Source organism: Fodinibius halophilus (genome assembly GCF_011059105.1).
In the GTDB taxonomy this organism is placed as follows: domain Bacteria; phylum Bacteroidota; class Rhodothermia; order Balneolales; family Balneolaceae; genus Fodinibius; species Fodinibius halophilus.
Map to the genome: position 1 here is coordinate 141,384 of NZ_JAALLS010000001.1, position 12,933 is coordinate 154,316.

Consider the following 12,933-nt stretch of genomic DNA (forward strand, 5'->3'; position numbering starts at 1 on the left):
CCCTTTTAATTGTCTGTATCCAGTCCTCTGCGCTTAAGCAAATGTTTAACTTCGGGTTCTTGCCCCCGGTATTTTTTGTAAAGTTCCATTGCTTCGTTACTGCCGCCTTGCGAGAGAATATACTTTCTGAAACGGTCTCCATTTTCAGTGGTAAGCCCACCTTCTTGCTGTATATAGGCAAATGCGTCGGCAGCTAATACGCCACTCCAGATGTAGGCATAGTAGTTGGCAGCATATCCACCGGAAAAGATATGCGCGAAGTAGGGAGATTTATAGCGAGGAGGGATGGCTTCGGTATCAAGGTTATATTTTGCCAGGGCTCTCTGCTCAAAGTTTTGCACCTCAGAAGGGATATCATTAGTGCCAAGCAGGTGCCATTCCATATCCAGCATCGTAGCTGCAAGATATTCCTGGGTGTCAAAGCCTTGATTAAAGTTACTGGCTTCAATCACTTTATCGAGTAGATCTTGTGAAATTTGCGCTCCTGTTTTATAGTGCACAGCATAGTTTTCGAGTACTTCCGGCTGGATAGCCCAATCTTCTTCAAAAGTTGATGGGAATTCAACAAAATCACGTGGTACGGAGGTGCCTCCTTGTGAGGGATATTTTACATCCGAAAGCAGACCGTGTACGGCATGACCCATTTCATGGAACATGGTGGTAACATTGTCGAAGCTGATAAGTGCAGGTTCACCTTCGGCGGGTTTGGGGATGTTCATCACATTAACAATCACGGGCTTTTTGTCCAGCAGATGGGATTGCGAAACATAAGCGTTCATCCATGCGCCTCCACGCTTAGAATCACGAGCAAAATAATCGGCATAAAACAGTCCAAGTTGTTCTCCATCCTTATCATAGACGTTAAATACACGTACATCCGGATGGTAAACGGGCAGGTCGGTACGTTCCTCAAAGCTAATGCCAAACAGCTTATTCATGGTAAAGAAAACACCATCTTTGAGAACACGATCTAGTTCAAAATAGGGACGTACTTTGGATTGATCGATGTTGTACTTGGCCTGACGGACTTTTTCTGCATAGTAGTTCCAGTCCCACGGCTTAACGTCTTCTTCGATACCGTCTTTCCGCATCATCTTTTCAATGGCAGCCGCTTCTTTTTCGGTATTATCGATCACCGGTGGAATAAGATCGGTGAGCATATTAAGCGCAGCGTCGGGCGTTTTCGCTGTCTGGGGATCCAGCTTATAGGCTGCGTGATTGGCATAGCCAAGGAGTTCAGCTCGTTCAGCGCGCAGTTTAACCAGTTCTAGTATAAGGGGACGATTGTCGATGCCCTCGTCTTGCCCGACTCCTCTATAGGCCGAAGCTTTCCACAGGCGTTTACGCAGCTCGCGGTTATGTAAGCTTTTGAGGGTGGGAACACGGGTAGTATTCGTAATGGTAAGCAAGTATTGGTTGTCTTTGCCACGATCAGCTGCGGCTTCTTTGGCTGCTGCAATACGGTCTTCGCTGAGGCCATCAAGCTTTGCTTTATCTTTAACCAGAACAGAACGCTCTTTCGTAATTTTTAGCAGATTGTCCTGGAATTGGGTCGTAAGTGTAGAGAGACGTTCGTTAATCTCTCTCATACGTTGTTTTTCATCTTCGCTTAGCTGTGCGCCTGCACGAACAAAATCTCGATGGGTATCTTCAAGTAGTTTTAGCTCTGCCTCTGTAAGATCCAACTCTTTGCGCTTGTTATACAGCGTTTTGACGCGATCATAAAGGTCGGCATTCAGCAAAATATTATCAGAGTGGGCGGCCAGTTTTGGTGCCATCTCTTTTTGAATTTCCTGGATTTCATTATTGGTATGGGCCGAAGTAAGGTTATAAAAGACCGATCTTGTTCGGTTTAGCAGTTCACCAATTTTTTCCATTGCAACAATGGTATTCTCAAAAGTAGGAGCTTCTGAGTTTGAAGCGATAGCCTCCATCTCTTTTAGCTCCTGTTCCATACCTGTTTCAAAAGCAGGGCGATAATGTTCGACCTTTATTGCATCAAAATCGGGAGTTTCAAAGGGGAGCGTACTCGGTGAAAATAGGGGGTTGTCGTTCATGTCGGTTGATTTACTGCAGGCGGCTAACATCATGCTAACTGCCAGTATTATTATAAAGAGTGATTGGGTTTTCATGGTACCACAGAATTAAAGAAAAATATGATTTATTGGTATGACGAATATAAAGAAAATTGTGAAACCGACGATTTATTAATTCAGCATTGGTTGTGATATAAAGTTATCGGGTTTAAAGCAGATATAGTATATTATCGGCTCTTAAGACGATATTTTGATATATCCGATATAATGTCGATAATAAACCTTATGAAAGCAGTTATTACTGGAGATATCATTAATTCGCGGGATAAATCACCGGAAGAGGCGTTAAACAGCCTAAAATCAGTGTTGCAAGAGTATGGTGGATCTCCCCGGCAATGGGAGATATATCGAGGTGACAGCTTTCAGCTGATGACAGCTCAACCCCAGGAGAGTTTTTGTATTGCAATTCGGATTAAAGCAGCGTTGAAAACGGTAAAAAAACGAGACGTCAGAATGGCGATTGGTATTGGGGATGTTGACTACGAGGCTGAGACCGTGACAGAATCAAATGGAGAAGCGTTTGTTCGCTCGGGCGCTCGGTTTGAACAGCTCGAAAAAGAAAAAGTAAACTTGGCTGTTCAAACACCTTGGCGTTCTTTTGATGATGAGATGAACCTCTATATTCGGTTGGCTCTTATTGCAATGGATCACTGGAGTGAGGCATCAGCTGAATTTATGGATACCCAATTGACATATAGAAATCTCACGCAAAAGGAGCTGGCAAAAAAATTGGGTATCGGTCAATCTTCTGTTAGTGAACGAAAGAAACGAGCAAACTGTGACGAAATTTTGGAACTGGAACAACGGTATAAACGTAGGCTCAAAGAGTATTTATAATGCTACTATTTTGTAAACTGATACTGGCCCATATTTTAGGTGATTTTGTATTTCAGCCGCTGAGCTGGGTGAAACACAAAAAGAAAAAGGGACTAAAGTCGGGGATCTTATATCTTCATATCTTAATTCATGGGCTTTTGGTGTACTTATTTGTTCAGTCGTGGATTATAGCGGTGGTTGTGGGTGGTACTCATGCCATCATTGATATTACGAAACTGTTAATGCAGCGCGAAAGTAATCGTCGGCAATGGTTTTTTTATGACCAGCTGTCGCATACAGTAGTGATTTTGGGCGTGGTGGGCTGGCTGAATATTGATAATGCCGGAATATTGCGTGAGCTGTTCCTGGAACATATTTACCTTATCACCGGTCTTATATTTTTGACAAAGCCGGCCTCCATCATAATACAAAATGCTATTTCGCGATGGGATCCGGACCCCGATGATGATTCGCCTGATTCGCTCGAAAGGGCAGGAGCTTATATTGGAGTAATTGAACGCCTTTTTGTGTTTATCTTTGTATTAGCCGGACAGTGGGGGGCGTTAGGGTTTTTAATAGCGGCCAAATCGGTATTTCGTTTTGGCGACTTAAAGGAGGCGAACGATCGCAAACTCACCGAGTACATTTTGATTGGGACCCTTATGAGTGTTGGTGTCGCAACTATTGTTGCGGCTGCTGTTCGGTATCTGTCGTAGAGTAGCTACCTAAGAGAGACTAAGAACCTTTATCAAGGTTAAAACAGGAGATTTAGCGAGATCCGGAAGTATGGGCTGACACAGTAGCTATTTCAACCGCTAAATGCATTGTTTTGCAAAGCCCTTTTTTAAATTGAATCTCTTTAAGAAAGAGTGTTAAGCATGAGAAGTCTTTAGAACTATCAAAAATCCTAAAAAAAAGGTATATTTGCAGCCATTTCTTTAGGGGGATGGATCAGCACAAATAAAAAAGAACACAATTTGCTTCTACAATGACGTATACGTTTTGGGATTTTCTGCAACTGATCGGGTCGCTGGGTATTTTTATTTATGGAATGAAGGTTTTTAGTGATGGTCTTCAGAAGGTTGCCGGTAATAAATTACGGTCCATCCTTAAAGGAATGACAAGCACGAGATTTCGAGGGGTACTTACCGGTTTTGGTACTACTACGATTACACAATCTTCCTCTACCACCACCGTGATGGTTGTAAGCTTTGTGAACGCAGGCTTGATCACTTTTTTGGAGTCAACCGGAGTTGTTATGGGAGCCAATATCGGGACGACCGTAACGGCCTGGATGATTTCAATTTTTGGTTTTAAGATGAAAATAACCCCTGTAGCAATGGTTCTTATTGGGGTGTTTTTTCCGTTTATGTTTTTTGGAAGAGAAAAACTGCGTAACCTGGCCGAAGCCATGATGGGGTTTGGAATTCTTTTTATTGGACTGGATTTTATCAAAAATGGAGTGCCCAATATTGAGCAGAATCCCGAGATGTTTATGTTCCTGGATCAGTTCACGGAGTTTGGTTTTGCTTCAATCATCATATTTGTAATTGCCGGAACGCTATTGACACTTATTACCCAGTCTTCTTCTGCAGCATCAGCTATTACCTTGGTAATGTTGTTCCAGGGGTGGATCGATTTTCCTATGGCTGCAGCTATGGTACTGGGAGAAAATATTGGAACTACGGTTACCGCTAATATTGCGGCTATCGTTGGAAATGTATATGCGAAGCGGGCTGCACGGTTTCACTTTGTCTTTAACATAGTGGGAGTATTATGGATGCTGGCCTTAATGCAGCCGTTTCTTATGGGAATTGATTCTCTTATGGGATATTTTATCCCTGGGGCAGAATCGATTTTGCATGCCACCGATGAAATAGGGCGGGCAAATGCCACGTTAGCACTGTCATTATTCCATAGTACGTTTAATATACTCAATGTACTTCTCTTGATCGGGTTTGTCCCTTATATTGTAAACTTCATCAAGAAGTATCAAAAGGATAAAGAAGGAGAAGACAGCCAGCATCGATTAAAGTATATCTCTTCTGGGATGATGTCGTCACCCGAGCTTTCAATTTCACAGGCTCATAAAGAAATTAAGCTATTTGCCAAACTGATTGATAAGATGCACTTTAGCATGGAAGGGTTGCTGTCAAATAAGCTGAATAAAAAGTCTCAGTTTTTGAAGAAAATTGAGAAACGTGAAGGCATTACAGATAATATTGAACTGGAAATCGCCGAATATCTGACCAAGATTTCCAGTGAAAATTTAACAGAAGGTGGAAGCCGACGTATTCGCGGTATGCACAGCATAATTAATGATCTTGAACGAGTTGGGGATATCTATTACCAGATGTCAAAGACGTATGAGCGGATGCAAAACGAGGGTACAAACCTACCTCAAGAGGCGATGGACAAGATCATTCAACTGCTCGATTTAACCCATGATGCCATTCGACAAGTGCGCCAGAACCTGGATCTAGAGGTTGAAGACATTGATCTCGATAAAGCAGTAGAAATAGAAGAGGCCATTAATAAATGTCGTGATGAATTGATGACATATCACTATGCTCAACTCGAAAATAATGTATACTCAAACAAGGTAGGATTTGTCTTCCTCGATTATATCAATCGACTTGAGAAGATTGGGGATCACTTGTTTAATGTAAATGAGGCGTTGGCGGGTGTTAAGGTAAAAGCGGCTTACGAAGAGGTACTTGAGGGGAATAAATAGAAGCTATTTGTAAGTTGCATTTTCTGTATTTCTTCGTAGTAATTAGCAGGTAATATTTTATATGAAAGCCGGTCTGTCAGGACCGGCTTTTTATTTACCAACACGGCTATCAATATAGTTGACAAAAAGAGAACTGGTTCCTACTCTATTGCTTTACATAGATTTTCTAAGTTGACTTTTTACTGCTTGATAGATGTTGTGAGTTTAGAACAAAATATTATTCGGTAGACTCAATAGTTAAGCTGGTAGAAAGCAACACTTCAATATCTTACTACAAAACAGCCCAAATTTTGCTTATCTTTGGCAACTTGTAGAGCACGGCTAAAGTAGAAATGGTAGGCAGTTCGACAGTGTGTTGTTTTATGATCAGCAAGTATCCATGTTTACTGTAACATCCGTGTTCCTTCACAAAAACAATGAATAAAGATTTAGCAGTTACTGAATGAGCTCGTATAAGCCGGAAGATATTGAATCGAAGTGGCAAGAATATTGGCAGGAGAACAAAACGTTTAAAACGCCGGAAGATCACGATAAGCCCAAATATTATGTGCTGGATATGTTTCCGTATCCCAGCGGATCGGGACTGCATGTTGGGCACCCGGAAGGCTATACTGCAACGGATATCCTGGCTCGTTACAAACGCATGAATGGATTTAACGTACTTCATCCTATTGGTTGGGATGCCTTTGGACTGCCGGCTGAACAGTATGCCGTAAAAACGGGTACGCATCCTCGCGAGACCACTGAGAAAAACGTTAATCGTTTTCGTGAGCAGCTGCAAGATCTGGGCTTTAGCTACGATTGGGACCGTGAGGTAAATACTACTGATCCTGATTATTATAAATGGACCCAGTGGATCTTTTTGAAGCTCTATGAAAAAGGATTGGCCTATGAAGACGATGTGCCGGTCAACTGGTGTCCTGAATTGGGTACGGTGCTGGCCAATGAAGAAGTTATTGATGGCAAGAGTGAGGTCGGAGGATACCCGGTAATTAAAAAGCCGATGCGCCAATGGGTGTTGAAGATTACCGAATATGCCGAGCGTCTGCTCGAAGGGCTTGATGACTTAGACTGGCCGGATTCCACAAAGAAAATGCAGCGCGACTGGATCGGCAAGTCCATAGGGGCAGATATCGATTTTAAAGTGGCAGATCATGACGAGGAAATTCGTGTGTTTACCACTCGCCCCGATACGATCTTTGGTGCTACCTATATGGTATTAGCGCCCGAGCATGATTTGGTAGATGAGATTACAATTGAAGATCAAAAAGAAGCGGTAGCCAATTACCGGGAAGAGGCCGCACGCAAGTCCGATTTAGAGCGTACCGAGCTTAGCGACGAAAAGACCGGCGTCTTTACGGGGGCTTATGCTATCAATCCGGCCACGGGAGAAGAAATTCCGATCTGGGTAGCCGACTATGTGTTGGTAAGCTACGGTACCGGAGCTATTATGGCCGTACCGGGACAGGATGAGCGAGACTGGGAGTTTGCCGAAAAATTTGATCTGCCAATTGTTCGAACGGTGCAGCCGCCAGAAGATTTTGAGGGTGATGCCTATACCGGCGAGGGCAAAGCGATCAACAGTGAGTTTTTGAATGGATTAGAAGTTGACGAGGCCAAAGAGAAAATTATTGACTGGCTTGAAGAACATGATGCCGGTAAGAAAGCGGTGAATTACAAGCTGCGCGATTGGTTATTCTCACGCCAACGCTATTGGGGCGAACCATTTCCTATTATTCATGTTGACGGAGAACCCAAACCGGTAGGAGAGGATAACCTGCCGGTAACGTTGCCGGAGATGGACGACTTTGAGCCTACTGATGACGGTAACCCGCCATTGGCAAAAGCTACTGATTGGGTCAATACGGAAGATCCTGAGACCGGTGAGCCTGCAAAGCGTGAGACCAACACAATGCCACAGTGGGCCGGTTCTTGCTGGTATTACTTGCGTTATTGTAGTCCTGAGTTTGAAGGCGGACCTGTTGATTCGGATGAGGAAAAGTACTGGATGCCGGTGGATATGTATGTTGGCGGTGCGGAACACAGCGTGCTCCACTTGCTGTATGCGCGGTTCTGGCACAAAGTGCTTTACGACTGTGGAGTAGTATCCACAAAAGAACCGTTCCAGCGATTGGTCCATCAAGGTATGATTTTGGGAGAAGTCGAATTTACCGGTTATAAACACGAAGGGAACTGGATTTCTGCCAACACCAAGGACGATTTTGAAGAGGTTGAGCGGATAAAGCTCGACGAAGAGCAGGTAGAAAAGAAAGGCGATGACTTTGTTATTGAAGGCACTGAAATCCGAGTGGATGCGAAGGCCCATAAGATGTCGAAGTCACGCGGGAATGTCGTAAATCCTGATGATATTGTAGATCAGTATGGAGCCGACTCAATGCGCCTTTATGAGATGTTTATGGGGCCACTGGAGCAAGTGAAGCCATGGAGTACACAGGATGTAGACGGAGTGTACCGATTCCTGGGGCGTGTTTGGCGGATGATCATCGATGAAGACAGTGGAGAGTTAAATGACTCTGTTACTGATGAGGAGCCTCCCAAAGAGCAGCTGAAGGTGCTCCACGAATGCATTCAAAAGGTAACGGGAGACATCACAGATTTATCGTTTAATACGGCTATTTCTGCCATGATGATCTTCGTCAATGAGGCAAATAAGTGGGATAATCATCCGAAGTCGGTGTTAAATAGTTTTATCAAGCTGTTATCACCTTTTGCACCGCATATCGCAGAGGAGATATGGTACCGATTGGGCCATGATGAAACCATCGCTTATACCGATTGGCCGGAGTTCAATGAAGAGTATCTTGTTTCTGATACGCAACTGTATCCCATACAGGTTAATGGGAAAGTTCGCGGAGAGATTCATGTGCCGCGAGAAAAAGCGAAAGACAAAGAGTATGTCCTTTCAGAGGCTAAAGCCGAAGATAACGTTCAGCGGTATTTAGAGGACGGGAATCTTGTAAAAGAGATCTTTGTCCCAGAGCGGATTGTGAATCTTGTAGTGAAGTAAAATAGAACACGGTTAGACGCAGATTGAGAATTTTCTGCGCAAATTATATCAATCCGTGTATTCTGTTTAGCACTGAGCATTTTTAAAAATGGCACCGCAGTCTTGCTGCGGTGTTTTTCTTTTTGGGAGGGGTAAGCTATATCGTTGAAGTGCAGAAATATGAAGTTTGCAGTGCATCGTTTTAGAAAAAGAGGAATGAGTATCCGGGGGTCATCAGGTATCAACCAAACTCCTTTCTGAATTCTGGTTCCTGACTTCTAAATTTTGAGCACATCATTTAGAAACTGGCATCCAGTATTCTGTCGTATCAGAAAGAATACTTCTTTTCTTTTTTAATTATAAACCCGTTCTTCCATTGAGCACCAAAGATGAATTATACGGTATTGAGGCTATATGATCTATTCAGTTTTGACCTGTGTAGTTGGTATCATGCTTATTGTATACTTTTCTGAAAAACTGGTAGAGTCGACGGTAGGTACCTCTCTGCATGTTGGATTATCAACCTTTTTAATCAGCGTTATTTTTATCGGCTTTGACCCCGAAAACTTAGCCCTTGGTTCGGTTGCGTCATATGAGGGCGTTTCCGGCATTGCAATGGGAACCGTTATGGGATCGGCAATGGTGGCTTTGGCCTTGGCTTTGGGGATTACAGCCCTGATTGCTCCAATGAAATTTAAAAAAGTGCCCATGCAAATTCCCCTGATACAGGTGGGGGCAGTATTACTTTTTGGCGGCCTTTGTTTAGACGGAATGCTTTCGCGGGTTGATGGTATGTTATTGCTTCTGGGTTATGGGTTAGCTCTATGGTATCTGATTTATTTGGGTAATAGGGGACTCGATATTCGTCCCACTGGCGAAGCTGCAGAAGCACTGGAAGAGGGCAAAGAGTTTGGTAAATGGCAAGCGATAGGTCTGCTGGTTATTTCATTACTAGCAATAATCGCGGGCAGTGAAATCGTGGTAGATGCCTCTTCTGATATATTAGCAGGCTTGGAACTTTCAGATACTGTTTTTGGGATGTCTGCCTTGGCACTGGTGGTAAGTATTGAAGAGCTGGCTCGTGAGATTCCCGCGGCATTGAAAGGTCATCCCGAAATTACTATGGGAAATGTAATAGGATCAGTCTTAGCTTTTTTCCTTTTTAACGCAGGGATAATAGCGCTTGTTAACCCCATACCTATTGGATCCGAACTAATAAATTTTTACCTGCCGGTAAGTCTTGCCATCGTTTTATTTGTTACCTCTCTTATGATTCAAAAATCAATCGGGCGCTGGGCGGGGGCGATACTGGTGGTCGCCTATGTGGGCTTTTTTCTGTGGGGATATTTTTAGATTCAGCACCTTTAAAAGGAGGTTGAATAGAATTGTACGTGAGGTTATTGGAGCAAGATGGAGTGTTTCAACATAAGTTACGAAGGGCTTGAAACATTGAGTAGCCGATCATATTAGCTGAAGAATTTGATATCCTCTTCATCCTGCAGTATAGCGGGGAGCTTTCCCTGGGCTTTTTGTTTTCCCTGCTGGTTAAGCCAATTGTTTATCTGTTGTTGGGATATTGTATGAAACTTCGGCAGAGCGAGGGCATCACTTTCTCGGCGTATAGCATAGTGTCGATTGGATTCTTGTAGAATAGAATCAACTTTTTCGGCCAGGCGATCAAGAGTATCAGGGTGAAGCGGTGCTGGGCTCTGAATAAACCAAAAGTGCCGAGGGATGGAGTGCTTATCTTGCAGGGTTGCTCCAATAGTAAAGGAGCATGTTTCAATATCCAGGTTTTCAGCGGCCTTAGTCAGTGCTTCACGGGCCTCATAGCTGTATAGGGCTTCTCCGTAATCATCCAACATTTCGCTGACGCGTCCCATTACGTTGATACGGGGTGGATCAGTTTGGGTAAATTCTACAATATCGTTGAGGGCATAGCGCCATAGCCCGGCATTGGTTGTTACTACCATTGCATAGGGGATACCGGGCTGGACTTCCCAGATGGGCACGGCTTGCTGTATGGCTATGGAGTTTTTATCGGGCAGAGGATTGGGGATGAATTCGTAAAAGACCCCATTATCGATGACCAGCTTCATATCATTTTTTTGGAGATCATCGCGGTAGGCAAAGTACCCTTCGGAGGCGCCATAGGTTTCGATAAAATCTACATCGGAATTTTGGATAAGATTCTGAAGGTGAGAACAGTAATGCTCCAGTTTAACTCCTCCGCAGACGAGCAGGGAGAGGTTGGGCCATATCTCTTTAATACAGTTTGTACCCGTTTTGTTAAGTACCCGCTGAAAAATGGTAAGCATCCAGCTGGGCACGGCAGTAATAACGCGTACATCGTTGGTTATGGCTTCTTCTACAATACGATCTATCTTTTCCTGAAATGGTAGTGTTACGAGCTGTTGCGTATCTATGAGTTGAAAAGGGGAGAGCCACCAAGGGACGTTGCAGGCTGTAAAAGCACTGATCTCACCCGTATCGTATCCATCATGCTGTTCCAGTGTCCCGGGCAGGCTCACATGTTTGCCCCAGAGCCTGAATATATTTGGGCGCTGTTTGAGATAGCTCCATACTACCTTCCGCATAAATCGCTGGTCTGACGCCAGGCGGCTATCCGGCAGGGGTAGGTGCTTGCCGTCGCCCGACGTGCCCGCAGAGATCGCAAATTGGCTGATGGAGCCGGGCCACAGGATATTTTCTGCCCCTTCTTTGAGCTGCTCTATTTCTTCTGCAATGTTTTTGAAGAAAGAGAGAGGCACTTCTTGGCAGAAATCTTCGTAGCGCTGCAGCTCGCTAAACCGATGTTGTCGGCCAAACTTTGTTTCCCGTGCCGCCCGGATGAGTATAAAAAGCTGTTCTTCTTGGTAATCTCTGAGTGTCAAGGTTGTAGGTGTTCTGCTGTTTTATTGATTGCCAATGTGATGTAGGATGAGGATGCCCGACCATAGGGCATGATTGTGGTGTCTGGCTCGTCGGTAGATACAAATTCGGCGTATAATAATAAAAATAAAAAAGCCCCGAAATTTCGGGGCTTTGATAATCAGTAAAATGGATATGCTTTAGCGCTGTTCTGCGGGAACCCATTCTTTATTCTTTTCGCCGATGTACAGGGCACGGGGACGAACGAGGCGGTTGTTTTCTGCCTGTTCGATGTAGTGACCGGTCCAGCCGGAAACGCGACTCATGGTAAAAATGCATGTGTAAAGATCAGGCTTGATTCCCATGGAGTAGTATACCGTAGCTGAGAAGAAATCGACATTGGGGTCGATATCTTTTTCGCTCTTCATGGTTTCGAGGATAGCCTCGGACCATTCGTAGAGATCGGTATGCCCTGTTTCTTCGGAAAGCTGCTTTGACATGCCACGGAGAATACGGGCACGAGGGTCCATCGTTTTATAAACGCGGTGGCCAAAGCCCATTACTTTCTCTTTTGCATCCAGCCGCTGGTGGATATACTCAACGGGATCGGCATCTTTTTCATCAATATCGAGCAGCATGTTCATTACTTGCTGGTTGGCACCGCCGTGAAGTGGCCCTTTGAGTGCACCAATAGCACCGGTGACAGAGGAATACATATCAGATTCTGTTGAGCAGATGGCACGGTTGGTAAAGGTGGAGGCATTCATACCGTGTTCAGCATGTAGGATGAGGCAAAGGTCCATCGTCTTTTCGGCTTCTTCGCCCGGCTCTTCACCGTTTAACATGTAGAGGAAGTTGAACGCCGTACTTTTTTCGTTGAGGGGTTCAATAATATCTTTTCCGCTACGGCTGCGGTCAAAAGCAGCGATGATCGTAGGAATTTTGGCAGTAATAGTTATAGCTTTGTTGATACGGAATTCTTCGGTATCATCGGCTTCTACTTTATGGAAATCGCCGAGCATGGAAACGGCCGTTCGGAGTACCGCCATCGGCTCGGCATTTTTTGAGGTGTTTTGAATATAATTCAATACCGGCTGGGGCAGTTCGCGACTGTTTTGCAGCTTGGTATTGAGGTCATCTAATTCTGTTTGGTTGGGCAAACGATTGTTCCAAAGCAGGAAGCATACCTCTTCGAAACTAGCGTTTTCTGCTAAGGTGTCGATGTCATATCCGGCATAGATAAGTTCGCCTTTTTCTCCGTCTATAAAACTTTTATTGGAAGAAAAAGCGACAATACCTGCCAAACCTTTGTTAATGTGCGGATATTGACTTAGGTCAATTTCTGTCTTTAAGCTCTCAGCCATTCTGTACTCCGAATTTTAGATTGGATATAAACTTTTTGTTGCGGG

Annotated in this window: 8 protein-coding genes; 5 read left to right on the forward strand and 3 right to left on the reverse strand. The window is 44.2% G+C overall.

Annotated elements, in window-relative coordinates; genetic code table 11:
* Window positions 1-5: 5 nt before the first annotated feature.
* The gene (locus tag G3569_RS00510) at window positions 6-2,132 is read right to left on the reverse strand and encodes a M3 family metallopeptidase (RefSeq protein WP_165264982.1); all 2,127 of its coding nucleotides are present in this window, start codon (window positions 2,130-2,132) and stop codon (window positions 6-8) included.
* Between the two features lie 189 nt (window positions 2,133-2,321).
* Between G3569_RS00510 and G3569_RS00515 the strand changes: the two genes are divergently transcribed.
* The 5 genes from G3569_RS00515 (at window position 2,322) to G3569_RS00535 (ending at window position 10,006) form a co-directional block, all read left to right on the forward strand.
* A complete protein-coding gene (locus tag G3569_RS00515) occupies window positions 2,322-2,933 on the forward strand; it encodes a SatD family protein (RefSeq protein ID WP_165264984.1) in 612 nt (203 codons plus the stop codon).
* Window positions 2,933-3,628 (forward strand): DUF3307 domain-containing protein, encoded by a 696-nt coding sequence (locus G3569_RS00520; RefSeq protein WP_165264986.1) that lies wholly within the window; start codon window positions 2,933-2,935, stop codon window positions 3,626-3,628. Before G3569_RS00515 ends, G3569_RS00520 begins: the two co-directional genes overlap by 1 nt.
* 272 nt (window positions 3,629-3,900) lie before the next feature.
* Entirely contained in the window at window positions 3,901-5,646 is a 1,746-nt protein-coding gene (locus G3569_RS00525; RefSeq protein ID WP_165264988.1) for a Na/Pi cotransporter family protein, read from the forward strand.
* Window positions 5,647-6,088: 442 nt separating this feature from the next.
* Window positions 6,089-8,674, forward strand: coding sequence for a leucine--tRNA ligase (leuS, locus tag G3569_RS00530; protein ID WP_165264990.1), 2,586 nt, complete (start codon window positions 6,089-6,091; stop codon window positions 8,672-8,674).
* 393 nt (window positions 8,675-9,067) lie between these two features.
* The gene (locus tag G3569_RS00535) at window positions 9,068-10,006 is read left to right on the forward strand and encodes a sodium:calcium antiporter (RefSeq protein ID WP_165264992.1); all 939 of its coding nucleotides are present in this window, start codon (window positions 9,068-9,070) and stop codon (window positions 10,004-10,006) included.
* Window positions 10,007-10,119: 113 nt separating this feature from the next.
* On the opposite strand, the gene G3569_RS00540 is transcribed toward G3569_RS00535, so the two are convergent.
* Window positions 10,120-11,547 (reverse strand): GH3 family acyl-acid amido synthetase, encoded by a 1,428-nt coding sequence (locus G3569_RS00540; protein ID WP_165264994.1) that lies wholly within the window; start codon window positions 11,545-11,547, stop codon window positions 10,120-10,122.
* A 177-nt stretch (window positions 11,548-11,724) separates the two neighbouring features.
* A complete protein-coding gene (locus tag G3569_RS00545; protein ID WP_165264996.1) occupies window positions 11,725-12,888 on the reverse strand; it encodes a citrate/2-methylcitrate synthase in 1,164 nt (387 codons plus the stop codon).
* Between the last annotated feature and the right edge of the window lie 45 nt (window positions 12,889-12,933).